27 protein-coding genes are annotated in these 23,769 nt (G+C 64.1%); 20 read left to right on the top strand and 7 right to left on the bottom strand.

Going from position 1 to position 23,769, the window contains the following annotated elements; genetic code table 11:
• The first annotated feature begins 115 nt into the window (after window positions 1-115).
• The 7 genes from ACZ5EF_RS16360 to ACZ5EF_RS16330 all read left to right on the top strand — a co-directional run bounded on the left by ACZ5EF_RS16360 (window position 116) and on the right by ACZ5EF_RS16330 (window position 5,775).
• Window positions 116-949, top strand: a complete 834-nt coding sequence (locus ACZ5EF_RS16360) for an AraC family transcriptional regulator (RefSeq protein WP_346061549.1) — start codon at window positions 116-118, stop codon at window positions 947-949.
• Between the two features lie 15 nt (window positions 950-964).
• Entirely contained in the window at window positions 965-1,579 is a 615-nt protein-coding gene (locus tag ACZ5EF_RS16355; RefSeq protein ID WP_346061550.1) for a LysE family translocator, read from the top strand.
• A 168-nt stretch (window positions 1,580-1,747) separates the two neighbouring features.
• Window positions 1,748-2,551: an AraC family transcriptional regulator gene (locus tag ACZ5EF_RS16350; protein ID WP_346061551.1), complete on the top strand. Its 804-nt coding sequence runs from the start codon at window positions 1,748-1,750 to the stop codon at window positions 2,549-2,551.
• Window positions 2,552-2,696: 145 nt separating this feature from the next.
• Entirely contained in the window at window positions 2,697-3,425 is a 729-nt protein-coding gene (locus tag ACZ5EF_RS16345) for an AzlC family ABC transporter permease (RefSeq protein ID WP_346061552.1), read from the top strand.
• Window positions 3,422-3,745: an AzlD domain-containing protein gene (locus ACZ5EF_RS16340; RefSeq protein ID WP_346061553.1), complete on the top strand. Its 324-nt coding sequence runs from the start codon at window positions 3,422-3,424 to the stop codon at window positions 3,743-3,745. Before ACZ5EF_RS16345 ends, ACZ5EF_RS16340 begins: the two co-directional genes overlap by 4 nt.
• 108 nt (window positions 3,746-3,853) lie before the next feature.
• Window positions 3,854-4,486: an SDR family oxidoreductase gene (locus tag ACZ5EF_RS16335; protein ID WP_346061554.1), complete on the top strand. Its 633-nt coding sequence runs from the start codon at window positions 3,854-3,856 to the stop codon at window positions 4,484-4,486.
• Between the two features lie 128 nt (window positions 4,487-4,614).
• Window positions 4,615-5,775, top strand: a complete 1,161-nt coding sequence (locus tag ACZ5EF_RS16330; RefSeq protein WP_346061555.1) for a Fic family protein — start codon at window positions 4,615-4,617, stop codon at window positions 5,773-5,775.
• A gap of 29 nt (window positions 5,776-5,804) precedes the next feature.
• Here ACZ5EF_RS16330 and ACZ5EF_RS16325 read toward each other — a convergent pair whose 3' ends face one another.
• A complete protein-coding gene (locus ACZ5EF_RS16325) occupies window positions 5,805-6,602 on the bottom strand; it encodes an AraC family transcriptional regulator (protein ID WP_346061556.1) in 798 nt (265 codons plus the stop codon).
• Between the two features lie 107 nt (window positions 6,603-6,709).
• Between ACZ5EF_RS16325 and ACZ5EF_RS16320 the strand changes: the two genes are divergently transcribed.
• Window positions 6,710-7,693, top strand: a complete 984-nt coding sequence (locus ACZ5EF_RS16320; RefSeq protein WP_346061557.1) for a DMT family transporter — start codon at window positions 6,710-6,712, stop codon at window positions 7,691-7,693.
• Between the two features lie 392 nt (window positions 7,694-8,085).
• Window positions 8,086-9,837, top strand: coding sequence for a GMC oxidoreductase (locus tag ACZ5EF_RS16315; RefSeq protein WP_346061558.1), 1,752 nt, complete (start codon window positions 8,086-8,088; stop codon window positions 9,835-9,837).
• 121 nt (window positions 9,838-9,958) lie between these two features.
• Here ACZ5EF_RS16315 and ACZ5EF_RS16310 read toward each other — a convergent pair whose 3' ends face one another.
• The 3 genes from ACZ5EF_RS16310 to ACZ5EF_RS16300 form a co-directional block, all read right to left on the bottom strand.
• Entirely contained in the window at window positions 9,959-10,582 is a 624-nt protein-coding gene (locus ACZ5EF_RS16310) for a hypothetical protein (RefSeq protein WP_346061559.1), read from the bottom strand.
• Window positions 10,583-10,782: 200 nt separating this feature from the next.
• Window positions 10,783-11,970 carry an MFS transporter gene (locus tag ACZ5EF_RS16305; protein WP_346061560.1) on the bottom strand — a complete coding sequence of 396 codons (1,188 nt, stop codon included), beginning with the start codon at window positions 11,968-11,970 and terminating at the stop codon, window positions 10,783-10,785.
• On the bottom strand, window positions 11,967-12,533 hold the full coding sequence (locus ACZ5EF_RS16300) for a TetR/AcrR family transcriptional regulator (protein ID WP_346061561.1): 567 nt from the start codon (window positions 12,531-12,533) through the stop codon (window positions 11,967-11,969). The genes ACZ5EF_RS16305 and ACZ5EF_RS16300 overlap by 4 nt, the downstream gene beginning before the upstream one ends.
• A 409-nt stretch (window positions 12,534-12,942) precedes the next feature.
• Here ACZ5EF_RS16300 and ACZ5EF_RS16295 point away from each other — a divergent pair, with 409 nt between their 5' ends.
• The 9 genes from ACZ5EF_RS16295 (at window position 12,943) to trxC (ending at window position 20,552) form a co-directional block, all read left to right on the top strand.
• Window positions 12,943-13,344, top strand: coding sequence for a hypothetical protein (locus ACZ5EF_RS16295; RefSeq protein ID WP_346061562.1), 402 nt, complete (start codon window positions 12,943-12,945; stop codon window positions 13,342-13,344).
• A gap of 37 nt (window positions 13,345-13,381) precedes the next feature.
• The gene (locus ACZ5EF_RS16290; protein WP_346061563.1) at window positions 13,382-13,846 is read left to right on the top strand and encodes a hypothetical protein; all 465 of its coding nucleotides are present in this window, start codon (window positions 13,382-13,384) and stop codon (window positions 13,844-13,846) included.
• 60 nt (window positions 13,847-13,906) lie between these two features.
• On the top strand, window positions 13,907-14,881 hold the full coding sequence (locus tag ACZ5EF_RS16285; RefSeq protein ID WP_346061564.1) for a hypothetical protein: 975 nt from the start codon (window positions 13,907-13,909) through the stop codon (window positions 14,879-14,881).
• Window positions 14,882-15,064: 183 nt separating this feature from the next.
• Window positions 15,065-15,799 (top strand): ABC transporter ATP-binding protein, encoded by a 735-nt coding sequence (locus ACZ5EF_RS16280; RefSeq protein ID WP_346061565.1) that lies wholly within the window; start codon window positions 15,065-15,067, stop codon window positions 15,797-15,799.
• Window positions 15,792-16,988, top strand: coding sequence for an ABC transporter permease (locus ACZ5EF_RS16275; RefSeq protein WP_346061566.1), 1,197 nt, complete (start codon window positions 15,792-15,794; stop codon window positions 16,986-16,988). The genes ACZ5EF_RS16280 and ACZ5EF_RS16275 overlap by 8 nt, the downstream gene beginning before the upstream one ends.
• 34 nt (window positions 16,989-17,022) lie before the next feature.
• Window positions 17,023-18,474 carry a TolC family protein gene (locus ACZ5EF_RS16270; protein ID WP_346061567.1) on the top strand — a complete coding sequence of 484 codons (1,452 nt, stop codon included), beginning with the start codon at window positions 17,023-17,025 and terminating at the stop codon, window positions 18,472-18,474.
• Between the two features lie 28 nt (window positions 18,475-18,502).
• Window positions 18,503-19,714: an efflux RND transporter periplasmic adaptor subunit gene (locus ACZ5EF_RS16265; RefSeq protein ID WP_346061568.1), complete on the top strand. Its 1,212-nt coding sequence runs from the start codon at window positions 18,503-18,505 to the stop codon at window positions 19,712-19,714.
• A 126-nt stretch (window positions 19,715-19,840) separates the two neighbouring features.
• Window positions 19,841-20,056: a hypervirulence associated TUDOR domain-containing protein gene (locus tag ACZ5EF_RS16260; protein WP_346061569.1), complete on the top strand. Its 216-nt coding sequence runs from the start codon at window positions 19,841-19,843 to the stop codon at window positions 20,054-20,056.
• A gap of 52 nt (window positions 20,057-20,108) precedes the next feature.
• Complete coding sequence (gene trxC, locus ACZ5EF_RS16255; RefSeq protein WP_346061570.1) at window positions 20,109-20,552, top strand: thioredoxin TrxC; 444 nt, start codon at window positions 20,109-20,111, stop codon at window positions 20,550-20,552.
• A gap of 77 nt (window positions 20,553-20,629) precedes the next feature.
• On the opposite strand, the gene ACZ5EF_RS16250 is transcribed toward trxC, so the two are convergent.
• From ACZ5EF_RS16250 to ACZ5EF_RS16240, 3 genes are all read right to left on the bottom strand, one after another.
• Complete coding sequence (locus tag ACZ5EF_RS16250; RefSeq protein WP_346061571.1) at window positions 20,630-20,962, bottom strand: antibiotic biosynthesis monooxygenase family protein; 333 nt, start codon at window positions 20,960-20,962, stop codon at window positions 20,630-20,632.
• Between the two features lie 118 nt (window positions 20,963-21,080).
• Window positions 21,081-21,698: a hypothetical protein gene (locus ACZ5EF_RS16245; protein WP_346061572.1), complete on the bottom strand. Its 618-nt coding sequence runs from the start codon at window positions 21,696-21,698 to the stop codon at window positions 21,081-21,083.
• Between the two features lie 237 nt (window positions 21,699-21,935).
• Window positions 21,936-22,148, bottom strand: coding sequence for a hypothetical protein (locus ACZ5EF_RS16240; RefSeq protein ID WP_346061573.1), 213 nt, complete (start codon window positions 22,146-22,148; stop codon window positions 21,936-21,938).
• A gap of 380 nt (window positions 22,149-22,528) precedes the next feature.
• Between ACZ5EF_RS16240 and ACZ5EF_RS16235 the strand changes: the two genes are divergently transcribed.
• Together ACZ5EF_RS16235 and ACZ5EF_RS16230 are read left to right on the top strand one after the other, a co-directional pair.
• Complete coding sequence (locus tag ACZ5EF_RS16235; RefSeq protein WP_346061574.1) at window positions 22,529-23,491, top strand: OmpA family protein; 963 nt, start codon at window positions 22,529-22,531, stop codon at window positions 23,489-23,491.
• A gap of 5 nt (window positions 23,492-23,496) precedes the next feature.
• Entirely contained in the window at window positions 23,497-23,688 is a 192-nt protein-coding gene (locus ACZ5EF_RS16230; protein WP_346061575.1) for a hypothetical protein, read from the top strand.
• The last annotated feature ends 81 nt before the right edge of the window (window positions 23,689-23,769 follow it).

The following is a 23,769-nucleotide window of genomic DNA, read 5'->3' as shown; positions in this document are numbered from 1 at the left end:
AGCCCAGGCGGCGAGGGCCTTGGGCGGATTGCCGGGCAGTTGCGCAATATTGTCCAAGCCCGCGGTGTCGCCTTGGGCCTAAGCTATGCCTGAGTGGCGTTCTGGGAGAGGTGGCATGACGCAGCAATCCAGCCGGTTCGACTATTTCAAGAGCCGGCATAATCCCGAGCTAACGGTGCTCCGGGCGGCGATGAGCGACTTCAGCTACGACCGCCATGCCCATGAGGAGTATGCCTTCGGTGTCACCCTCACCGGGCGCCAGGACTTCTTCAGCGGCGGGCAGTTTCACCGCAGCCCGCCCGGCAACACCATCCATTTCGCTCCCGAGCAGGCCCACGACGGGCACCCGGGCGACGACAGCCGGCTGGGCTATGTGATGGTCTATGTGCCTCCCGCCCAGCTCGAGGCCTCGTTCGCCGACGCGGCGGGCGGCGAGTGGGCCGCCCGCTTCCGCAGCGGCGAGACCCTGATGGCGGATGCCGAGCTGCGTGGCGCCATCCTCGAGCTGGCGCAGCTGGTGACCCGGCGGGTCGGCACCCGTATCGACCAGGAGCACGCCCTGCATCGTATGGCGACACGCCTGGTGCAGCGGGCCGGCAAGTTCCAGCCCGGCGGCACGGTGAGCCGGCCCGATGCGCTGCTGCTGCGCGCCAAGGAGTACATCCTCGCGCACCTGGAGGCGGACCCGTCGCTGGACGAGATCAGCCGGGCCGCGCACCTCTCCAAGTACCACTTCCTGCGCCTGTTCCGTCAGCAGTTCGGCATCACGCCGCACCAGTACGTGCTCAGTTGCCGGGTCAATGCCGCGCGCCACGCCCTGGAGGCCGGCGTCACGCCCAATGAGGCGGCCTTCCGCTACGGCTTTACCGACCTCAGCCACTTCAACCGCCGCTTCAAGCGCATCTACGGCAAGACGCCCTACCAGTACCAGCGCAGCATCGCCCAGTAACCCGAGGTATTCCCCATGTTGGAGATCGTCGCCTATGCCCTGGGCGTCATGTACACGCCTGGGCCCGTGAACCTGCTCGGCCTGAATGCGGGCCTCAACGGCCAGGCCCGCACCTCCCTCGGCTTCTTTAGCGGGGTGGGCGTGGCCATGCTGACGCTGTTCCTGATCTTCGGCTGGGTCGGGGCGGCCTGGGTGCGTGGCGACCTGCTCGCCGTGGTGGGTGCCCTGGGCTGCGGCTATATCCTCTACCTGGCCATCAAGATCGCCCGCTCGACCATCGACCCGGGTGCCGTGCGGCAGGCGCCGCGGGTGCTGCAGTTTCGCGATGGCCTGATCATGCAGCTCTGCAATCCCAAGGCGCTGGTCGCGACCCTGCCGATCGTCACCATCCAGTTCCCCGCCGCCGGCATCCATGGCGTGGCCTTGCTGCCCTGGTCGCTGGGACTGGCGATACTCGCCTTCGGCGCCCTCGGCAGCTATGCGCTGATGGGCGCCGTGGTCGGGCAGCGTCTCGACAACCCGCGGCTGCTCAAGGGCTTTAGCCTGGCGATGGCGGCCCTGCTGCTGGGCGTCGCGTTTTCCATCGGCTATGAGCACGTCTGGCTACCTGTGTTATCCGGCGTCAGTTAATGGATCGTCATCCACTGCGGCGGCCACCGCCGGTACTGGGATGGCGCCTGTCTATGGCACTATGGCCCAGCATATCGGCTGGGTGGCATCGCCATCCCGGCATGCCCGGGGCCGTCTCGCGAGCGAGGCACGGGGATGCCGGGAGGCGTGCGGTGACAGGGAGGAGAGATGAGCGGCAACCAGGATTGGGCGTTACGTGCTCCGCCCTCGGCGAAGCTGGAGCGCATGGAAGCCTTCTTCCGTGGGCATGGCTTCGAGCCGCACCGTCACGACACCTACGCCATCGGTCGGACGCTGGCCGGCGTACATTGCTTTCATTATCGCAACGGCAGGCGCCATAGCTTGCCGGGCGGGACCATCGTGCTGCACCCGGACGAACGACACGACGGCGAGGCGGGCACCGATGAGGGGTTCCGCTACCGCATCCTGTACCTCGAGCCGGCCTTGTTGCAGCAGGCGCTCGGCGGCAAGCCGCTGCCGTTCATCCCCGACGGCATCTCCCGAGACCCGCGCCTGTACGCGGCCTCGCAGCCCCTGATGCAGGGCATGGAGTGTCCTATCGATCCGCTCGAGGAGGCGGATGCCATCTACGACCTGGCGCAGGCCCTGGCCGTGGTGGCGGGGGCACGGCGGGGGCGCAAGGCGCTGGACTACCGGGCCGCGGAGCGCGCCCGCGACTATATCCACAGTGCCCTGGACAGAACCGTCACCCTCGAGGAACTCGAACTGGCCAGCGGGCGCGATCGCTGGCGTTGGTCGCGTGATTTCCGGGCGCTCTATGGCACCAGTCCCTACCGTTACCTGACCCTGCGTCGCCTGGATCATGTGCGTGCCTTGCTGGTCACCGGGCAGACGCTAACCGAGGCGTCGCTGATCGCCGGCTTCGCCGATCAGAGCCATATGACCCACCATTTCACCCGGGCGTACGGCATCCCGCCGGCGCGCTGGGTGCGCCTGCTGCATCGTCACTGACCCGCGCCTGTCCCCGATAGCGGCAGCCAAGCTGCACGATCTGACAAGACCCCTCGCATCCCCCTCCCTAGACTCGTTCTCTGTCATCGCCGCCGGCGGCGTTTCACGCGGTTCGATGCCATATGAGCAATACGAGGAAGACGAGGTGAAGGACGCACAACCGGTCACGAGTGATGGAGCCGCACCGCCCTTAGGCGGCAGCGAAGCGGCCAGATGGCGGCGAGTGGGTCCAGCGGCGATTGCGGTCGTGCCGGTCAGCATGCTATTCGGCGTGCTGGCCGTGCGCGCCGACTGGTCGCTGCTGGAGGTGGTCGCCATCAGCCTGCTGGGCTTCTCCGGCAGCGTGCAGTTCGCCGTGCTGCCCCTCGCCGAATCCGGTGCCGGCTTTTTCACCATGCTGCTGGTCACCGCCTCGATCAACAGCCGCTACCTGCCCATCGCCTATACCTCGGCCGCGCGTCTGCCGTCAGCGGCTGGCGAGCGCGCCTGCCTGGCGCATATGCTGGGCGACGAGGCCTATGCCACGGAGCACGAGCGCGATAGCGGCGCCGGCCTGTGGGGGATTCGCCTCAGCATCTTCGCCGCCTGGGTCCTGGCCGGGCTAGTCGGTGCGCTGCTTGGTCGAGTCATCCCGACCAACTGGCTCGGGGCCGATGTGAACCTCGGATACCCCGCCAGCGTGGTGCTGATGTACCTGTCAGCCGCACAGTTGCGCGCCCGACTCTGGCACAACGAGCGACGATCGGCGGTGTTGGCGGCGGCCGTGCTGAGCGCGGGCCTGGCGCTGCTGCTTATCCAGTGGTTCGGGCCGGTGTACTTCTGGATACCCAGCATCCTGCTTACGACGGTCATCCTGGGGAGGGTGTGGCCGTGAGCGAGCCGGTATGGGCGGCGATTGCCGCGCTGTTCACGACCAGTGGCCTGGTGCGTATCCTGCCCACCTTTATCTCGCCGCGGATCGCTCCGCGGACCCGGCGCTATCTCGAACGCCTGCTGCCGGCCGCGGTGTTCATCAACTTCGCCGTCTACATCGCGTACAGTGAGGTGGTGCGCGAACCGATTCCGGCGTTGCTGTCATTGGCGGTGGTCGGCGCCGTCGCCTGTCTCAATCGGCTGGGGCTGATCGGCACCGCCGTGCTCGGCACGACGCTGTATTTCGTGCTGATAGACGGCATTGGCCGAGGCGGATGGTGACGCTCGCGGGTGAGCGCCGAATGAAGCGGCTCGACGTGGCCCTCGGGGTGTCGCGACACCATGCAAGTCGCAACGGGATCTCGACGACTGGAAAGGAAGGAGTGCCCTATGACGACCCTGGTAATCGGCGCCAACGGCCAGATCGGCCGCCAGTTCTGTGCCCTGGCCGTGGAGGCCGGCGAGCCGATTCGCGCCATGCTGCGCTCGGCGGAGCAGCGGCCCTGGTTCGAGGCGCGCGGCATCGACACGGTGATCGCCGACCTGGAAGGGGACTTCGCCCACGCCCTCGATGGCTGCGACCAACTGCTCTTCACCGCCGGCTCCGGCCCCCACACCGGCCCCGACAAGACCCTGCTGATCGACCTCTATGGTGCCATCCGCAGCGTCGAGGCGGCCCGTGAGCGAGGCCTGTCGCGCTACCTGATGGTCAGCGCCATGCGCGCCGACGACCCCCAGGCCGCCCCCGAGACGCTGCGTCCCTATATGGCCGCCAAGTTCGCCGCCGACGCCTACCTGCGCGCCTCCGACCTGCCCCAGGTGATCCTCAAGCCGGGACGCCTCACCGACGAGCCCGCCACCCAGCGGGTCGCCGCTTCCCTGGAGGAGACCGGCGGCGAGAACACCATCTCCCGGGCCAACGTGGCCCATGCCCTGCTGCATCTGGTCCAGGCGCGGCAACTGGTCGACCGCGAGTTCGTGCTGCTCGACGGCCGGCGCGCCCTCGCCGAGGTGCTGGCCTGATACCCAACCCCGGTTAGCTTGCCTTCTCGACCCGCTTGACCCATGAGCCGAATCGGTCAATTATTCGGCTCATATAGTGAGCTGAATATCCCCTCCATTCGGCTCATCTTGTCATTCGGGTACCGCCAATGAACGTTTCCTCTACCACGCCGACCTGGATCTGGCAGCAGCCCGACTGGCCCGATGTCCATTGGCGGGAGTCCGTGATTCAGCCTCGGCTCCATCAGGCATGGCGCACCCTCGGCATCTTGCTGGGCAGGGTGGGCGCCCTACCGGGCGGCGATGATCCGGCGGTGACGCTGGATACCCTGCTGCAGAACATCATTACCTCCTCGGCCATCGAGGGGGAACGCTTGAATGCGGCATCGGTGCGCTCCTCCCTGGCGCGACGCCTGGGGGTGGAAGGCGAGGCAGTGGCCGTATCGCCGCGTTCGGAAGGCTTGGCCGAAATGATGATGGATGCCATCGGCTCCCCCGACACGGCCCTGACACGCGAGCGGCTCTTCCAGTGGCATCGTTGGCTGTTCCCCGATGCCGAGGCTTCATTGGTCAAGCTGCGGGTGGGCCAGTGGCGAGGCGAGGAGCCGATGCAGGTGGTCTCCGGGCGCCTCGACAAACCCAGGGTGCACTTCGAGGCGCCGCCGCGCGGGATGCTGGAAGATGAAATGGCCGCCTTCCTGGCGTGGTTCGAAGCGAGCCGCCACGATCCCGCCCTGGACCCCCTGCTGCGTGCCGGTATCGCCCATTTCTGGTTCGTCACCCTGCATCCCTTCGAGGACGGTAACGGTCGCCTGGCTCGCGCCATTGCCGACCGGGCGCTGGCCCAGGCCGACCGGCAGAGCATTCGCCTCTACACCATGTCGGCGGCGATCCTGGCCGGGCGGCAGGACTATTACCGGGTGCTCGAAACCAGCCAGCGGGGCTCCACCGATCTCACCGACTGGCTGGCCTGGTTTCTCGATATCCTGCTGCAGACCCTGGCCGATGCCTTGGCCGGTATCGACCGTACCCTGGCCAAGACACGCTTCTGGCAGCGCTTCGCCGATGCCGGCCTGTTACCCGAGCAGATCAAGGTACTCAATCGGCTGTTGGATGGCGGTGAACGGGGCTTCGAGGGGGGTATCAGTGCCGCCCAGTACCAGAAGGTCGCCAAGGTCAGTAAGGCCACGGCCACCCGCCATCTCTCCGACTTACTGGCCAAGGGCTGCCTGGAAAAACTCCCGGGCGGGGGGCGTAGCACCCGCTACCGGCTGGCCGATCCCGGCCCCTTGCCGGCAGCGCCCGACTGACGGCGGCCCCCGGTCATCGCGAACCGCGTCTAGCCCGCCGGCCGCAGACCCCGGCGGTACTCGTCGGGCGTCTCGCCGGTCAGGCGCCGGAACATGGCGATAAAGGCCGAGGCGCTGGCATAGCCCAGGTCCATGGCGATGCTCTCGACCTTGGCGCCGGACTCCAGCAGCGGCATCGCCTTGACCACCCGCAGGCGCTGCCGCCATTCCGACAGCGGCATGCCCAGGTCGCGCTGGGCGCGCCGCATCAGGGTGCGCTCGGTGGCGTGGACCGCCGCGGCCAGCTCGCCCAGGGAACGGTTGTCGCCGGGGGTGGCCTCGATCATCGCCAGCACCCGGCTCAACTGGGGATCCTCGGAGGTGGGCAGGTAGCTGCCGGCGCACTCCGCCGCGGCCAGTTGATCCACCAGCACCCGCAGCAGCCGGGTGATGTCGTCGGGGTAGGGCGCCTGGACGGGATGCTGGCGCAGGTGCTCGAGCAGCGCCTTGATCAGCGGGCCCACGGTCAGCGCACAGGTCACGCCCGGCAGGGCCTCGGCCAGGGGCGCCGCGATATAGACCGAGCAGTGGCACGCCTCGTAGCGGTTCAGCCCCTGGTGCTCGACCCGCGGCGGCAGCCAGAGGCCGTACTGGGAGGGCGCGAGGTAGCGCCGCTCGCCGACCTTGACCTCCACCACGCCGCTGAAGGAGTAGACGAACTCGCCCCAGGCATGCCGGTGACGGGGATAGGCCGCGTCGGCCGGCATGCAGGCGGTGCGGAATACCACCGGGGCCGGCAACTGGTCGCTGAACGGCGGGAGGAGCCGGTGTTTCGTGGAACGGGTCATGGCGTGCCCTTGTCGGTGGAGCCGTGTCGCTTGTCAGATTCTAGCTATATGTGGCAGATCCGCCAGTCCCATACTCCCCTCACACCCAGTCACCCCTGGAGGGGAGCATGGACACACGCCGATCACTCGATTCCCAGGCCCTCGGGCTGATGCTCGTCTTCTGCCTGACCCTCGGCATGCAGCAGGTGGCGCTGAAGGCCACCGCCGACGACATCTCCCCGGTATTGCAGGTCGCCCTGCGTTCCGGCATCGGCGCCCTGCTGGTGGGGGGCTATGTGCTGGCGCGACGGCAGCGCCTGATGTTCGGCGATGGCAACTGGAAGCCGGGCCTGGTGGTGGGGGCGCTGTTCTCGCTGGAGTACCTGTTGCTGGGCGAGGCGCTGCGCTTCACCTCCGCCTCCCATGCCGTGGTCTTTCTCTACACCGCCCCGGTGTTCGCGGCGCTGCTGCTGCACTTTCGGGTGCCCGACGAGCGCATGGCCCGGCTGCAATGGGGCGGCATCGGCCTGGCCTTCGCCGGCATCGCCGTCGCCTTCCTGGGGCCCTCGGGCCCGGCCGAGGCGGGGAGTGGACTGTCGGTGCTGTGGGGCGACCTGCTGGCGCTGCTGGCCGGCGCCGCCTGGGGGGCCACCACCGTGGTGATACGCACCTCGCGGCTGGCCCGGGTGCCGGCCGAGCAGACCCTGCTCTATCAACTGGCGGCGGCCTTCGTGCTGTTGCTGAGCGGCGCCCTGGCCCTCGATCAACTGGCCATCGACCCCACGCCCCTGGCCCTGGCGAGCCTCGGCTTCCAGTCGGTGATCGTCTCCTTCGGCGGCTTCCTGGTCTGGTTCTGGCTGCTGCGCCACTACCAGGCCTCGCGCATCGGCGTGCTCTCCTTTATGACGCCGCTGTTCGGGGTCGGCTTCGGCGCCTGGCTGCTCCACGAACCCATCGAGTCGGGCTTCCTGGTCGGCGCCGTGCTGGTCATCGCCGGCATCAGCCTGGTCAGCGGTTACGGCTGGCTGAAGACGCCGGGGCAGCGCCGGCGCAAGGCTGCTGCCGAAGCCGTCGCCAGGGCAGGCGGTTGCGAGGCTCGGGCGGTACGTTGATTCAGGGCATAAGGCAAATGATCCTTCGGTGCTAGGCTGAATCGACACGGCCAGTACGCAAGGGATGGCACCATGGAGCGGCTTCCACCCAACCCCGCCTTACCCCGCACCCGCACGACGCCGGGTGTGGGGGCCCCCCTGGCTGGCGACACCATCGATGCCAGCGAAGACCCTTCCCCGCGCCGAGACCGCGATTTTCTGCCCGTTCACGGGCGATGCCGGGTACTTCTCGCTCGGCGATCATGCGATATGGCGTGAAGCCATGAGCCACCGCTGGCGGGGAGGCGGGCAAATGCTGGCGAGCAGGTCGAGATAAGGATGAAGGAACGGCCGGGAAGGATCCAAACGGACTCCCGGAAAATGGAAGCAGCATCAGCGTAGGGAGCGACGATATGGGAACGGCAGCAGCAAGCCCCAATCTGCAATATGGTTACCCGACCCCCGGGCCGCAGGACCCCACCGGGCAGCGGGTCATGGACCATGTCTTTTTCTTGTCCAATGCCGAGTGGAAAGCCGCCAGAGAGAAGAACCAGTATGACTATGTGGTGGTGGGGACCGGCTTTTGCGCCCTGGCATTTGCCCAGCGCGTGCTGGAGTCGAACCCTCACAGCCGCATTCTTCTGATCGAACGCGGCCCATTTTTCCTTCCGGAACATTTCCAGAATCTCCCCTTGCCCTTCAAGGATACCCTGGGTGGCCTTTCTGAGACCTTTCCCTGGACCCTGTCCGCGACGACTGCCCTGGGACAGGACGGTCCGGTTCGCTGGCAGCACGGCATGGTGCCTTTCTTCGGCGGCCGTTCCACGCTGTGGAGCGCCTGGTGCCCTCGGCCGAATGATGACGAATTGAAGGGGTGGCCGAAAGCCACCATCGAGGCGGCCCGGAAAAACCTGGATGCGGCAGAAAAGCTGCTGCGAGTCCAGAAGGCCGATCAGATCGACCTGGGGCGCAGCTCGGAAGAGATGAACGTCATCGGCAAGAGTCGACCCGTCTATGGCCCCCTGCAGAAGCGTATTCAATCCCTGCTGCGGGAAAGGGGAGAAAGTGTCGAGGGCATTTACCGGACCCAGGCCGCGCCCTTGGCGTCCGCCTCCGAAAACGTCAACGGCGTCGACTTCCAGAAGTTTTCGACGCCAGGAGATATCCTGGCGTTAGCCGAGAAACAGGCCCGCCTGCACGCCGCCGGCAAAGGCGCCAGGTTGGATATCGTCTCCGAATGCATCGTGGAAAAAATCCAGCAGCAAGAGATCGATGGCTCTCGTCAGGCCACGGCCCTGGAGACCTCCCGGGGCGTGCTGCCGCTGGGCGAGGCGAAGCTGATCCTGGCCATGGGCACCCTGCCGCCCACCACCCTGCTGCGCAACTCTTTCCCGAAGACCCAGTCTCTCGGGGAACGCTTTTCCGCGCATTTCATCAGCTCCATCGTGGCACGAGTGCCCAAGTCGTCACTGGACCCGGACGGGCAGTTCGGCGACCTGGAATTGAGTGCCTGTTACGTTGCCGGCGTGGCCGACAAGAGCTACGAACAGCAATTCCATATCCAACTGTCGTCATTGTGGGATGTGAACCCGGCGAAGAACGCGGGCACGGCATTACGCTACATGCCGGATGTGGTGGCGACCGCCTCACAGGCCCAGCTACAAAGCTCCGAGGGGTATGTGGTGTTTGTCTGCGCGGTGCTGGGCGAGCTGGATTACAACAATCCGGAGTCCTGGTTCCTGGGTAATGATCAGGACAATAATGTCACCACTAATTCACTGCTGCAGGTCAGGGAAAATTCCCGGGATTATCAGACCTGGAAGGCAATGGATCATGCCACTTTCGGTATCCTCGAAGAGGCGCTGTCTCCGGAGGGGGCTTCTCAGGTCGAGTACTGGCATGGCGATCCGGATCAGGGGACATGGCGTTCCGAACGACCGAGCCAGGAGCAGCGGCGGGTGGATGCCCTGGTTCACGAAAGCTCCACTCTCTACCTTGGTGAGGAGGATTCGGCCCCTGTGGACCTGAATTATCGGTTCAGAGGCAGCAATAATGTGTATGTCACGGGCGGGGGGCTATGGCCGCAGGGAGGGTCCTGGAACCCGACGCTGACCATGGTGGCCTTGGCCCAGGACCTGGCGGACAAACTGGAACACGCGGAATAGCCCGACTTCCGCTCCATCCCCCCGTGACCGGCGGCGCCGCGGCGCCGCCGGTCATATTCCTTCCCCGCCGTCTTTCCCCCCTACGCCCGTGAGACTAGGCCGGATTTCCCGGCCATGGGGCTCAACGCTGGTGATGCTCGCAGGTCACCCTCGGATTGAACGGCTCGAGATTGCCGTTGGGGTTGTCGCGAAACCACAGGTGCTGATCGTAATGGGCCTCGAAATGGTGGGCCTCCTCGGCGGGGGTGGCCGGGTCGTCGACCATATAGTCCCAGGCGCGCCCGGCCAGGATCGGCGGGCCGCCGTTGCCCTCGGCTTCCCAGGCCGCATGGAACACCAGGTTCTCGATCCCGACCAGCACCAGGGAGCCGTCCGCCTGGGGTTCGTAGAGCAGGATGGCGGGGTTGATAAAGTCGGTATGGGTGCCGGTGCCGTCGACCCGCGGCTCGGTGACCGTGAGGCCGAGCAGGTCGGGGCGCAGGTAGTGGATGCCCATGCCGCCCAGTTCGGCGGGCATGCCATGCGCCGCCGCCGTGACGCACTCCCCGGAGGGATCCGGGATATAGCCCTCCGCCAGGGCTACGTCGACATCCTCGAAGCGCAGCGTGGCGGCGCGTGCCGACTCGATCAGCGCCGCCACCTCTTCATGCGGGATAGTATTTGTGTCTGACGACGGGTATGCCGCTACCAGTGGTGCCGCCGCTAGGCCCGCCACGATCACCCCTCCCCACAGGACTGCACGCATTGAATTCTCCTCCCGGCATTGCCGGGCCGGCCGCACCGGGCAGGACGCCCGCCAGCGTTACCACCCGAGCCCCCCTCGCGGCCGAGAAGAGGGCGACCCGGAACGCCTCGACCATCCCTGTCACTATAGTGGAGCCGGGGCCCGGGCAAGGGGGTGGCGGGAGGATTTCAAGGCCCGTTCGCCATCCCCGTGGGCGGCCGCTACTGGCCGATACTCGGCGAGGCCACGGCAGCGCGCCCGTTCAACAACCAGGTTCCCAGTCCGGCGACGGCCAGCCCCAGGAGGGCGAAGAGCATAAAGGTGGTGACATGGCCTTCGGCGCCGACCAGCCAGCCGGCCAGCGGCGAGCCGGCGACCTGGCCCACCGAGGTGGCGAGCAGTGGCAGCACCGGGGCGAAGGCGGGCGCCTCGGTCATGATCTGGGTGCTCCTGACCAGGTAGAAGCCGCTGAGGGTCATGTAGCCGGCGCCGAACAGGGCCGCGGAGGCCAGGACGAGGGCGAAGTTGCCGGGATCGATGACCAGCAGCCCGAGGCTCGCGGACATCACTACGAGGGCGGCGGCGTGGCTCGCGGCCGGGCCGAAGCGCGCGATCAGGTCCCCGGCGCTGGCCCCGGACAGCCCACCCAGGCCCACCGCCAGCCACATCCAGGCGGTCTGGCTCGGCAGTAGTCCCCCGGCGTTGATCACCGCATCGGGGGCAAACACCCAGTAGACCGCGCTGACGATCCCCATGCCGACGGCCAGGCCACTCAGCCGGGCGATGCCCAGCCACTGGGCCCGGCTGACCGACTCGGGCAGCAGGCGGGGGCGCGAGAGCGAGATGCCCTGATCATCCCGAGGCAGATAGCAGAAGGCCGCCAGGGCGCCCACTGCCGCCAGGGCGGCGAAGCCGGTGTAGGCGCTGCGCCAGGCCTCGGCCCAGAGCAGCACCGCCGGCATGGCGAGGGCGATGCCCAGGCTGGTGCCCGCATTGATGGTGGCATTGACCCGCCCGCGCAGGTCGGCCGGCACGACCCGGTAAACCGCCTGCGCCATCACCGGCGACGACAGCCCGGTGCTGATCCCGCAGATCAGCACGCCGGCGGCCAGCAGCAGCGATGACGGCGCCTGGGCGATCATGATCAGGCCGACGCCGGCCAGGCCGGCGGCCGCGACCCCGGTGCGGCGCACCCCGAGGCGCCGCGTCACCAGCGGGGCGGCGAGGATCGTGAAGACGAAGCTCAGGAAGGGCAGGGCGCCGATCACTCCCGCCATGGTGGCGGAGATCGTCAGCTCGTCGCGCATCGCCGGCAGGAAGAGCCCGAACACGAAGCGCGCCAGGCCGTAGGTGATGGCGATGACCCCGCTGCCGAGGGCCGCCATGCCGAGAGGGGAGAGGGGGCTCATGGGGACACACTCCGCGCCGTCGCGATCAGGGTGTCGGCCAGGGCCCGGGTATCGGCCAGGGCCGTGGCGGTATCCAGCAGGGCCACCGCCGTATTGCTGCCCTCCAGCACCATAAAGAGGCGCCGCGCCAGGCCGGGCGGGTGGTTCAGCCCGTCGCGGGCCACCGCGGCTTCCAGGCGGGCCAGCAGGTCGTTCTTGGCGGCCGCCGCCAGGGCATGAATCTCAGCATTGTGCTCGGCGAACTCGCCCATCGCCTTGGCCATGATGCAGCCGTGCTGGCTGTAGCGCTGCAGCCAGTCGCCGTGGGCATCGATCAGCGCCAGGGTCTCCTGGCCCGGTGCCGCCGCGGCCATGGCCGCCTCCAGGCTGGCCATAAAGCGCTGATGGCGGGCCGTCAGCACCGCCGCCACCAGCGCCTCCTTGGAGGCGAAGTGGTTATAGAGCGTCATGCGCACCACCCCGGCCGCCGCCACGATGCGGTCGATGCCCGTGGCGTGGAAGCCCTGCTCATAGAAGAGCCGCTCGGCCGTGGCGAGCAACTGATCGCGCTTGGAGGCTGGCATCGGGTCTTGCTCCTATATAGACCGATCTATCTAAATGAAGGCCTATCTAAATACAGGACACCCGGCAGTGTCAATCGATGCCGCAGTGAAAAGCGTCCGGCAGCGCTCGGCATGGAAGGCTGGAAGTCAGGATCATGGCGTTTGATTGCTCGGCGGGCCTTCAGCAGGATCACCGCCATCCGCTGGGCTATGCTACCAGCACGCTGAATCATTCATGACTGATGGAGGAGAGCAATGGCCAAGCGTTTCAAGGTGGGCGACCACGTCAGACTATCACTGCCTGGCAGTAGCGGGGACCAAGCACGCCGCTGCTGTGTGTCGTGAAGAAAAAATCATCTGTATCGCTAAAGTTCTCGAGTAACCTGCCGATGAGAGGAAAAGGAGTAAGCAATTTGACAAGGAAATAGTCATGCGTGTCATTACCCACTCTCCGGACACATCGGCCCGTAAGTCCATCTCAAGAAGCACCAGTCCGGCTAATTTCACCTCGCTGGCAGCCGGCACATCGAAACGATCATGTTATCTAGCCTCCCTGATCCAGCAGTTGAGCTTCCGTGCCCTGTTTACCGAAGAATATTTAAGCGCCTTGGTCCACAAGAAACTGGACGATCGGGCCAAGGAGCGGCTCGGCACCTTTGCCGGAAGTAAGAATCGTGCCGCTTTCCATGCAAGATATGCTGACCCAAATGTCGTATCGGTGACAGTAGTTTCTAAAGATGCCGATTATGCGATCGGACAACGCGCGGCCAATAAATATGCAGTTTTACCAGTGCTGGATTGGCTCGATACCCATGAGCCTGAAAGCAAGTAAGGGAAGTACTCCCTCAATCGTCATAAGGAGATATGACATGAAAGCATCGAAAATCCTGGTTGCCGGACTGGCATTGCTGAGCGCCGTCATTTCGACCACCGCCCTTGCTACGGATGACACCATCACCAAAACGGCCAGCCCGGGCAGCATGCTGGTGTTGAGCAACGGTGGAGTCAGCTTGTCGCAGTTCGGCCTAACCAGTTCGGATTTCCCAAGCGGTACCGGGACAAAGACCAAGACACTGACGGGTATCGACTGGCAAACCACTTGGTACCCGGAAGCTATCGGGGAAACATTGGAGCTGTGTTACTTCAGGCCCTATAGCAGTACGGAAGTGGGGTGTCGCCCTATTCCACCTAACTCATCTGGCACGATAAACGACTTCAATAACCAGCGCTTTGGCAATGGCGCCAAGGTGATCATTTATCATCGAGCAGAGGATGGCAGTCGTGTATTGCAACCTGCAGGTCAAGATACCGTTACATATCATTATAGCTATTGAGGATTAGTATCAGCCTCTTCGCGCTTGCGAAGAGGCTTGGTTGCTAAAGGGATTAAGCCAATGAAGATCGGTAGCCAAGTTTCTGCGTATGTGCAAAGCAGTAAGCAAATAAATAACGCCAAGGAAAGTGGTGGTGTCGTCAGCGGTTCCAAGAGCGCCGATGAAGCCAAGGCGTCTCCACCCGCCGGAAGCACATCCGTGACCATCAGCGGACGCGCGCTGATGCTGTCGCGCCTGTTCCTCACCGAGGATGCCACCAGCGAACCGCCCGTGTTGCCGGGGTCTCAGGGCATGGGCCAGTACGGCGCCATGCTGCCCCATCACTTTCTTACCCGTGACGACCGAAGCCTGCTGGCGGAGATGTATGAGTTTGCCGATGAGCAGGGAGCCGATCTGAAGCACGTCGACCGGCTGGCCTGGGATCTTGGGCTGTATCGGCAACGTAATGATGGCAAGGCAATAGCGAACTTTAACGATGGTCGTAGCTACGACCTTGAAGGGCGCGTACGAACCGTCAGCTTTACCGACAAGGATACCGCCACGGCCGAGCGCATTCTGCAAAGCGATGCCCTCAACAGCACGCAACTGGACCAGGGCTTTCTAAGTTACATCCTCGACCCCGGCTACGGCTTCACTCACGGCAGCGATTTCGAGTTCCTGGAGCAGATGGTGACCCGATTCTCCTCCCGTGGCAGCGAAGCCGCCACGCTGGACCCCAAGTTCTCGACTTATGTCAGGATAGAGAACAACTACATCCTGCATACGGCGGACGAAATCACGCTACAGCCCTTCGAGCCGGATATCACCAACGTCAACGGCGTCTGGAGCGTGACCGAGAAGGGCGCGGCGGCGGGCATCACGCTGGACCAGGTCATCGGCAACACTCAGCGTTCCCTCGCAACCAGCGCTGGCCAGGAGCAGAACCAGTACATTCTCGATGCCTTCTTCGGTAAAAGCGACGAAAAAGCACCAGAGCGAGGCCTGCTGTCGAGATTGATTGAGCTGATGAAGACGTCCAACACCAAGAGAGGTTAAGGAATGCTACCCTATGACTGCTATCATCCGTTCTCTAATTCCGTCGGTTTTTCAATCCAACGTAGGCAGCATCTTCTAGGTCAATCTCTATAGCGGCGGCATCAAGGTTCTCCCAAGGCAGCGTGGCTGCGGCTGGTGGCGCTAGCTGCGTCGCCGATATTGTTTCAACAAGTATATAGACTCATGCCTATCGGTCGAATTCATCATGAGGACACAACGGCCCTGATCACCTTGAAAGGCGTCAGCCATGGTTACCGAACGGGCGATCAAGAACTCCCCGTACTGAAACATGTCACGCTGGACATATGGCGAGGTCAGTCGTGTGTCATTCTGGGTGCATCGGGGTCTGGCAAGAGTACGCTGCTTAATATTCTTGGCCTGCTCGACCGCCCTGACTCCGGACAATTCCACTTTGCCGGTCACGATATGCAACGTGCCAGTACGGACGAACTGGCGTCGATCCGCAACAAGGAAATCGGTTTTGTCTTCCAGTCCTTCAATCTGCTACCACGCCTGACCGCCTTGGATAACGTCGCCTTGCCGCTCTCATATCGCGGCGTACCACGTCACGCAGCGCGGCAATGTGCCATGGAACAGCTCCAGAGGGTTGGCCTGGCCGAGCGTGCCATGCATCGCCCGGCGGAGCTTTCCGGTGGGCAGTGCCAGCGGGTAGCTATCGCACGTGCCTTGGTCGGCTCCCCCTCCCTCATCCTGGCCGATGAACCCACCGGCAACCTCGATAACCAGACCGCCACCGACATCCTGAACCGGCTGCTCACCTTGAATCGCGAGCAATCCGTCACCCTGATCATGGTGACGCACGATACCTCCATGACCAAACACTTCGGCCGGCAACTGGAAATCCATCAGGGCGAGATGCATGAAATCGTAACCATTGGAGACGATAAGCATGCATGAAGGACATGACCACATTACTCTGATGCAAGTTTTGACCGAGTCTATCGGCAATCTGAATCTGTCGGGTCGACGCTCACTGTTGGCGCTGCTTGGTATCATGGTGGGCAGCGGCTCGATCATTGCCCTGTTGATCATCGGTGGGAGTGGTACCGAAGAGGCGATGCGCACCTTTCGTCATATGGGCACGGATACATTGATTGTGAATTTTCCTTCCAGGATGGAGGAGCACCGGCCCGTGCCCGCCCATTTGGATACCCTGGCAATGCGGGCAGCGTTGCCGGAGATCGCCGAGATCGCGCCTCTGAGCCATCATTCAGGCCGCATCAGCTACGCCGGAAAGTACTCCGATGCATCCTTGGTCGGTGCCACCGGTGGCATGGCGCCGGCTATCGGCTTGCAACTCCGCGAGGGTCGGCATCTTTCCCGTTATGACCGGCGGGAAGCCTTCGCCGTTGTAGGCGCCCGGGTGGCTGAAGAACTGGGAGCGCCGGGGCGTCCGCTGCGAATCGGTGACCGTATCCGCATCGAGCACTATCTGTTCGAAGTGATCGGCATTGCCAAGCCCTGGCCTGCCAACCCCTTGATTCCCATCTCAGCGGACGATGCCGTACTGGTGCCGTTGGAGGGGATGCGGCGGCTGCATCCCGCACCGCAGATCAATGCCATCATCGTACGCGGCGGGGATGCGGAACTGACCGGGTTGGCCCAGGCGCTACGTGCCTACATGCAGGAATTGTGGCAAAGGGCAGTGGACGTGCAGATCCCCCGGCAGCTTCTCGATGGCTTGCAGCAGCAGGCCAATACCTTCGCTTACCTGCTGGCGGGATTGGGTGGCATCTCGCTGCTGGTGGGTGGGGTGGGGGTGATGAACGTGATGCTGATGAGCGTGGCCGAACGTAAGCGGGAGATTGGCATTCGTATGGCACTGGGCGCGCGTCGGCGCGACATACGCCGTCTATTCCTACTGGAGGCTGTCAATCTTTCGCTGTTGGGCGCATTGCTCGGTGCGGCGTTGGGATTGACGGTGGCCTACGGCTTCGTTCGTTTTTCCCACTGGGATTTTCACATGGCTCGGGAGGTGCTGCCGCTTGGCGTGGGTGGTGCACTGCTGGCAGGCATCTTCTTTGGGCTCTATCCAGCGTTCACGGCTTCCCGTCTTCAGCCAGTGGAGGCGCTGCGTGCCGAGTAATCCACGACTGCTACTGACAGCGGTGGCCTTGCTGATGCTGCTGAGTGCTCCTGCCGGGGCGTGGATGGAGGAGATCTTGCAGCCATCGGCACCGGTAATGAATGCCCCTCTGGTGGTGGATGAGCCACCGGCCGGCGAGGTTATGGAACTGACGCTGGCTGAGGCGGTGGCCATGGGGCTGAGGGGGAATCGAACCATCCGAAGCGCCTACTTACAACGCATTTCCCAGCGTTTCGACCTGAAGGTGGCGGAGGAGCAGTTCGACCCGCAATTCAACGTGCAGGGTCGTTATCTCGCCACCCAGCGCGACGATGGCAGTGAACAGCTCGGCGAAGTCTCGCCCACGGTGAGTATAGAGGGCCCGCTAGGCACTAACTTCAGCCTCTCATGGACGGAAGCGGTCAACCGTAACGACGAGACAGGTAGCCGCCATAGTCGTGGTGCCACCTTCGAGGTAATCCAGCCTCTGCTGCGTGATGCGGGGAAGGACGTGGCGACGGCGCCGCTACGTCTGGCGCGATTGAGTGAGCAGATAAATCAGTTGGAACTACAATCCATGGTCTCACAAGTGGTGACCCAGATCGTGCTTACCTATCGTGAGCTATTGCGCGCCCAAGAACAGGTGCGCATCGCTGAAGAGGGATTAGCACGCTCTCGGCAACTGGCTGTGGTGAACGAGGCTCTGATCGCTGCTGGAAGGATGGCGGAGTTCGATATCTTGCAAATTCAGGCCGGCATGGCGAGCCGGGAACTGGAGGTAGAAGAAGCGATCAACCAGCGCGAAGCGCGGCGGCTGGAATTGCTGCATCTACTAGCCCTGGATATTGCCACGCCGCTTCAGGCCAGCGATCCGCTTGCGGCGCGTCAGGTCAGCCTTAATGCAGAAGAGGCGCGGCACATCGCCAAGATGTATCAACCGGAATATCTAACCCAGTTGATCGTCCAGGAGCAGGTGGAGATTCATGCAGCGGTAGCGCACAACCAGCGCTTGTGGGATCTCTCTCTCGTAGGCGGTGCCAGCCAGTTGCAGAACCGCTTCGGCAGCAGTGAGCACGTTAATGACCGGCACTGGGACGCCTATGCTGGGGTACGAGTGGAGATCCCCATCGGAAATGCTGGACAGCGCCGGGATGAGGTGCGAGCGCGGGTTAATGTCTACGACCAGGCCTTGCGCCTAGCAGAGACCGAGCAGACCTTGGAACGAGATATCGACGATGCCGTGCGCAGCCTGGAAGCGCAGTGGCGTCAGTACCAGCTTGCCCAGCGCGCCACCGAGTTCTCGCATCAGGCCCTGGAACTGGAGCGCGAAAAGCTCTCGGCAGGCCGCTCCAGTAACTTTCAGGTACTGAGCCAGGAGACGGAGCTGCGCAACGCCCAGCATGCCCGGCTAAATGCGCTAATTGCTTATCTCAACGCCCAGACCCAGCTCGACCTACGGCTGGGCATGACCTTGGAGAGCTGGGACATTGCGCTCAATGACGATTGATATGTTATGGCGGAAGAAGCCTGGGCTAATGCTGGCCGCGCTGTTTGTGCTGGCAGCCGTGTGGTCGTTGCGCCCGGACAGCGATCAACCCATGGCGCAGGAAGAGGTCACTTGGAGGCCGGTGGAATTGCAGCCGCTGGTTCAACAGCTCGGGCTGGTGGGGCGGGTCGAGCCGGCCGAGCTGCGTACCCTGAGCGCGCCTTTCGAGGGGAGCATTCAGGAGTTGGCTGCAGCGGAGGGCAGCCGGGTGGAAGAGGGCGAAGTATTGCTGCGGCTGGATACCACCCAGATCGACATCCAACTGCGCGAAGCGCTGGCGCAGCGCTTGCAGGCGCAGCGCACTCTCAGCGATCTGCAAGGGTGGGAGCAAGGGCCGGAAGTGGCACGGGCGCGGCGGATGCTCTCGAGTTCACAACTCAATCTCAATGACACCGTCCGGCGCTTGAACGAGAGCCGCAGCTTACTGGAAAAAGGTATCGTGCCGCGAATGGAGGTGGAGGCCTTGGAGCAGCAGGCCACCATGCAGCGGCTTGACCTGGAATCTGCCGAGGCGGAGCTGGTGTCCATCCTCGGTCAGGGGCGCGGAGACAACCGGCGCATCGCCGAGATGGAGCTGGAGAACGCCGCCGCCCGCCATGAATCACTATTGGAACAGCGCGAGCACCGCACGCTACGTGCGCCTTTCGACGGAGTGGTAATGCCGCCACTCAGCCAGAGCGGCGAGACAGAGCGTGAGCCAGTGCAGAACGGTGCTCATGTCACACAAGGTCAGCCGTTGTTCACTCTCGCCAGCACTGAGCGGATACATATCGTCGCTCATGCCGAAGAAGTAGACATCAATATGCTTGAGCCTGGCCAACAAGTGACCGTCACTGGCGATGCCTTTGCGAACATCGAGCTGCAAGGAGAACTCTCTTCCATCGGTGTGCAGCGCATGGAACCCCAGGGCTACGGGGCTGGTGCCAGCTACCAATTCATCGTTAGTGTGTCGCCTTTGACGCCGGAACAGCAGCGCCACATTCGTCTCGGCATGAGCGCTAACTTGCACGTCACTACCTATCGGAGCGATGCCGCCATGGTGGTACCCCCAGAAGCGATCCGCCAAGATCAAAACGGCATCTACGTTGAATATCGCGCTTCGTCACAGGACGAATCCCAGAGAATTGATATTGAGATTGGAACAGCCACTCCCAGTGGAATTGAAGTCTTCGGCCTGCCGCCGGGGTTGGTGAGATTGTGACTGACGCCGAAGACAGATAAAGCCTCGTCTTGGAGAATGGCAGAGTGCTCGTGACAGAAGGCCAGTAGACCGCAGCCGCCTGGGCTATGCTTCAGCTCGTGAACATTCCTCAGGGAGAGGTGAGCAATGGCCAAGCGTTTCAAGGTGGGCGACCATGTCAGTTGGAACTCCGAGGCAGGCCAGGTAAGCGGAAAGATTATCCGCGTTCATACCCAGGACACGGAGTACAAGGGACACAAGCGCCACGCCAGCGCAGAAGAGCCCCAATACGAGATCAAGAGCGATAAAACCGATCACATCGCCATGCACAAGGACTCGGCGCTGACCAAGATCGATGAATAGGTGGGCGACGCGCTTTCCTATCCTTTCAATGCCACCCTTCTCGGAGCCTGCCATGACCGATTCACTGCATATGGCCTGCCCCCACTGCCTGGCCATCAACCGCGTGGCCGCGGCGCGTCTGGCCGATGCCTCGCGCTGCGGCAAGTGCAAGCAGCCGCTGTTCACCGGCGCACCCCTGGAACTCACCACTGCCAACTACGCCGCCTTGATCGAACGCAGCGAGCTGCCGGTGGTGGTGGACTTCTGGGCCGGGTGGTGCGGACCCTGCAAGATGATGGCGCCGCTCTTTGCCCAGGCCGCCGCCGAACTGGAGCCGCGCATTCGCTTCGCCAAGCTCGACACCGAGGCGGAACCGACCCTTGCAGGGCGCTTTGGCATTCGCAGCATCCCCACGCTGATCGTCTTCAAGGAAGGACGTGAGATCGCCCGCCAGGCCGGGCTGATGCAGGGGGCGCAACTGAAGCGCTGGCTCGAGCCGTACCTCATCCAGGTCTAGGCACTTTTCAGATGCCACACGCCGTCACAGCGTCAACTGCCCCTTGGGCTCATCTGTCGATCCCCTCGCGCTTCATGTCAGGCATCGCTTGCGTTGCCGACCGTCTGGATGACCTCGAACCCTTCGAAGTTCGGCGGGCCCAGGTAGAGCCCCTCGCGCTTGCTCTGGCCGGCGTTGGCGTGCGCCTTGCGGAATGCCTCGGAGTGCGTCCAGGCCTCGAAATCCTCGCGCGAGCGCCAGATGGTGTGCGAGGCGTAGAGCACGTGGTCCTCCTTCTCGGGGCCGCGCAGCATGTGGAACTCGACGAAGCCGGACAGGCCCTGCAGGTGGGTTTCCCGTTCCAGCCAGATCTGCTCGAACTCCTCCACTCTCTCGGGGTTGACCCGGAAACGGTTCATGGCGATGAACACGGCACATTCTCCCATCAGGCTGATTATCGTTGCGGCCAACGATGCCACCTCGTCCACGCCAGGGCAAGGTGGCATCAAGAGCGGAACGCGGCCGGGGCCTGGACTCAGTCGCAGGGTGTCACGCCTTGTGGTGCCGGCAGGTCACCGTCGGATTGAACGGCTCGAGGTTGCCGTTGGGGTTGTCGCGAAACCACAGGTGCTGATCGTAATGGGCCTCGAAGTGGTGGGCCTCCTCCGCGAGGGTGGTCGGATCGTCGACCATATAGTCCCAGGCGCGCCCGGCCAGGATCGGCGGACCCTCGTTGCCCGCGGCTTCCCAGGCCGCATGGAACACCAGGTTCTCGACCCCGACCAGCACCAGGGAGCCGTCTTCCTGGGGTTCGTAGAGCAGGATGGCGGGGTTGATGAAGTCGGTATGGGTGCCGGTGCCATCGACCCGTGGCGCGGTGACCGTGAGGCCGAGCAGGTCGGGCCGCAAATAGTGGATGCCCATGTCCCCCAGCTCGGCGGGCATGCCATGCGCCGCCGCCGTCACGCACTCCCCGGAAGGATCGGGAACATAGCCCTCCGCCAGGGCCACCTCGACATCCTCGAAGCGCAGGGTAGCCGCGCGCACCGACTCGATCAGCGCCGCCACCTCCTCGCCCTGGACATTGCCCGTCGGCGAGTAAGCCGCGGCCAGGGGCGCCGCCGTCAGGCCGATCATGAACACCCCGCCCCACAGGACTGCACGCATTGATGTCTCCTCCCGGCCTTGCCGGGCCGGCCGCACCGGGCAGGATGCCCGCCAGCGTTACCCCCCGAGCCCCCTCGCGGCCGAGAAGAGGGCGACCCGGAACGCCTCGACCATCCCTGTCACTATAGTGGAGCCGGGGCCCGGGCAAGGGGGGGCGGGAGGATTTCAAGGCCCGCTCGTCATCCCCGTGGGCGGCCGCTACTCGGCCTTCCGCTACGGCTATACGGACCTCGGCGGTCACTCGGTATTCCCGTCGAAGACGGCGATGGCCTCGTCCAGACTTGTGGCCACGGCGTTCCACGGCAGCGGCGACCCGGCGAAGTGGCAGTGGTAGAGCGCCTCGTCGTCGATCTCGACACGATGGATGCGGTTGCCTTGATCGTCCTGCCACCAGTCGGCATGGACATGCTGCCAGTTGGGGGCGAGCGAGGTGAACATGGCGATGGTCATGATGGCTTCCCTCCTCCAGCCGCTCGAGTCGGGCGTCAGCTCAGGGCGCTTTCGGCTGCCTATTACTTGGTCACTATTAGGGCGACGATCCTTTCAGTGCTTTCCTGGGTAGGTATAGGGCCAGGGGAGCTGGGATGCCTTGTATCGCCCCAATCCTCGTTCGAGATACAAGGTTTCTTCATTGTAGGGCAGAGTGGAGACAATCAGTAACATTTAATTACAATTCTGCGATCCTCTCGTCGGTCATGGACCGTTCTTGCCTTGCCATGGGCCACATCGCCCCCGTGTACTACCTTAACGGGGTGTCCACGGTGGCTGGGCAAGATCGGAAAGTGGATGCCCTCGTTTCTTTTCTCCGCGCCAACGGCTTGGAGGTGACCATGCGCAATGTCCGATTCCTGCTTGGCTCCCTGTTCGTGGTCATGGTGGCGACCGCGGCCGGCGCCTCGGAGACGGGCTCCGACCACCCCCTGGTCGGGCGCTTCGAGGACGCCCGGATCGTCGATTACGAGGCGATGGCGTTCGACGAGTACCTGCTGCTTACCCAGGAAGTCACCAGCCGGGCCGAGTGGGGCGATGCGGCCAAGGCACAATACGGCCTCACCCTGGAAGGCCGGGTCACCCGCATCACCTACGAGTCGCCGAGGGAGCGCAGTACCCTGGAGGTGATGCGCGCCTATCGGGAGGCGCTGACCGCAAACGACTTCGAGATCCTGTTTGAATGCGACGCCGCCGCTTGTGGCGGCCGCGCCTTCAACCATGCGGTGGTGCCTTACGACCTTACCTTCAGCGAGAACCACGAGGGTCAGCGTTACGTCGCCGCCCGCAAGGCCGGTCCCGAGGGCGATGTCCATGTCGCGATCTACACGGTGAAGGCCTACAGCGTCGGCGGTGAGCGCAATAACCGCGTCTACACCCAGGTGGACGTGATCGAGCAGGAGCCGCGTGAGACCGAGGTCGTCGTGGTCGAGGCCGACGAGATGGCCGAGCAGATCGCCGCGGAGGGTAGGGTCGCCCTCTACGGTATTTACTTCGACACCGACAGCGCCCGGATCCAGGCCGGGTCCAGGCCCGCCCTGGACGAGGTCGGCGAGCTGTTGTCGACGCAATCCGACCTCAGGTTGCTCGTGGTCGGCCACACCGACAACCAGGGAGGATTCGACTACAACATCGACCTGTCACAGCGCCGCGCTGCGGCGGTGGTCGAGGCCCTGGCGACCGAATACGGCGTGGCGCGGGACCGGCTCAAGCCCTGGGGCGTGGGCTTCACCGCGCCGGTGGCGAGCAATGCCACGAATGAGGGCCGGGCCAGGAACCGGCGGGTGGAGCTGGTCCCGCAGTAGGACACTTGCCGACGGGCTGCGCCGCTCGGGCGCTCGTCGAAGCCACCGAGGAGGCGCCGCTGTTCCTCTACCCCGGCGATCAGCACCTCTTCGCCGACAGTTCACTGCCTGCGTATGACGCCGAGGCCTCCGCCGTCCTGGTCATCGAGGCGGGGGAGTTGCCGCCCGGCGTGGCGCCTTGGACCAATGCGATCTAGAGAATTTTATGAGAGGGGGCACTGCAATGAAGGTCTGTCCTCGGCTTGCCGATTCTGTCCCCCCGATTTCCAGGTTTTTGG

The organism is Bisbaumannia salifodinae (assembly GCF_055388505.1).
Note: the sequence above shows the minus strand (reverse complement) of the source record. Positions and strands in the feature narration are given on the sequence as shown.

Excerpts from the sequence above, each read along its gene's own strand:
- ACZ5EF_RS16245 (WP_346061572.1), bottom strand. The coding sequence starts at position 21,698 with ATGCGTGCAGTCCTGTGGGGCGGGGTGTTCATGATCGGCCTGACGGCG.
- ACZ5EF_RS16320 (WP_346061557.1), top strand. The coding sequence starts at position 6,710 with ATGGACACACGCCGATCACTCGATTCCCAGGCCCTCGGGCTGATGCTC.
- ACZ5EF_RS16270 (WP_346061567.1), top strand. The coding sequence starts at position 17,023 with ATGCTGCTGAGTGCTCCTGCCGGGGCGTGGATGGAGGAGATCTTGCAG.
- ACZ5EF_RS16295 (WP_346061562.1), top strand. The coding sequence starts at position 12,943 with ATGCGTGTCATTACCCACTCTCCGGACACATCGGCCCGTAAGTCCATC.
- ACZ5EF_RS16300 (WP_346061561.1), bottom strand. The coding sequence starts at position 12,533 with ATGCCAGCCTCCAAGCGCGATCAGTTGCTCGCCACGGCCGAGCGGCTC.
- ACZ5EF_RS16280 (WP_346061565.1), top strand. The coding sequence starts at position 15,065 with ATGCCTATCGGTCGAATTCATCATGAGGACACAACGGCCCTGATCACC.
- ACZ5EF_RS16310 (WP_346061559.1), bottom strand. The coding sequence starts at position 10,582 with ATGCGTGCAGTCCTGTGGGGAGGGGTGATCGTGGCGGGCCTAGCGGCG.
- ACZ5EF_RS16350 (WP_346061551.1), top strand. The coding sequence starts at position 1,748 with ATGAGCGGCAACCAGGATTGGGCGTTACGTGCTCCGCCCTCGGCGAAG.
- ACZ5EF_RS16325 (WP_346061556.1), bottom strand. The coding sequence starts at position 6,602 with ATGACCCGTTCCACGAAACACCGGCTCCTCCCGCCGTTCAGCGACCAG.
- ACZ5EF_RS16360 (WP_346061549.1), top strand. The coding sequence starts at position 116 with ATGACGCAGCAATCCAGCCGGTTCGACTATTTCAAGAGCCGGCATAAT.
- ACZ5EF_RS16355 (WP_346061550.1), top strand. The coding sequence starts at position 965 with ATGTTGGAGATCGTCGCCTATGCCCTGGGCGTCATGTACACGCCTGGG.
- ACZ5EF_RS16290 (WP_346061563.1), top strand. The coding sequence starts at position 13,382 with ATGAAAGCATCGAAAATCCTGGTTGCCGGACTGGCATTGCTGAGCGCC.
- ACZ5EF_RS16240 (WP_346061573.1), bottom strand. The coding sequence starts at position 22,148 with ATGACCATCGCCATGTTCACCTCGCTCGCCCCCAACTGGCAGCATGTC.
- ACZ5EF_RS16330 (WP_346061555.1), top strand. The coding sequence starts at position 4,615 with ATGAACGTTTCCTCTACCACGCCGACCTGGATCTGGCAGCAGCCCGAC.
- ACZ5EF_RS16235 (WP_346061574.1), top strand. The coding sequence starts at position 22,529 with ATGCGCAATGTCCGATTCCTGCTTGGCTCCCTGTTCGTGGTCATGGTG.
- ACZ5EF_RS16305 (WP_346061560.1), bottom strand. The coding sequence starts at position 11,970 with ATGAGCCCCCTCTCCCCTCTCGGCATGGCGGCCCTCGGCAGCGGGGTC.
- ACZ5EF_RS16335 (WP_346061554.1), top strand. The coding sequence starts at position 3,854 with ATGACGACCCTGGTAATCGGCGCCAACGGCCAGATCGGCCGCCAGTTC.
- trxC (WP_346061570.1), top strand. The coding sequence starts at position 20,109 with ATGACCGATTCACTGCATATGGCCTGCCCCCACTGCCTGGCCATCAAC.
- ACZ5EF_RS16275 (WP_346061566.1), top strand. The coding sequence starts at position 15,792 with ATGCATGAAGGACATGACCACATTACTCTGATGCAAGTTTTGACCGAG.
- ACZ5EF_RS16265 (WP_346061568.1), top strand. The coding sequence starts at position 18,503 with ATGCTGGCCGCGCTGTTTGTGCTGGCAGCCGTGTGGTCGTTGCGCCCG.
- ACZ5EF_RS16285 (WP_346061564.1), top strand. The coding sequence starts at position 13,907 with ATGAAGATCGGTAGCCAAGTTTCTGCGTATGTGCAAAGCAGTAAGCAA.
- ACZ5EF_RS16260 (WP_346061569.1), top strand. The coding sequence starts at position 19,841 with ATGGCCAAGCGTTTCAAGGTGGGCGACCATGTCAGTTGGAACTCCGAG.
- ACZ5EF_RS16315 (WP_346061558.1), top strand. The coding sequence starts at position 8,086 with ATGGGAACGGCAGCAGCAAGCCCCAATCTGCAATATGGTTACCCGACC.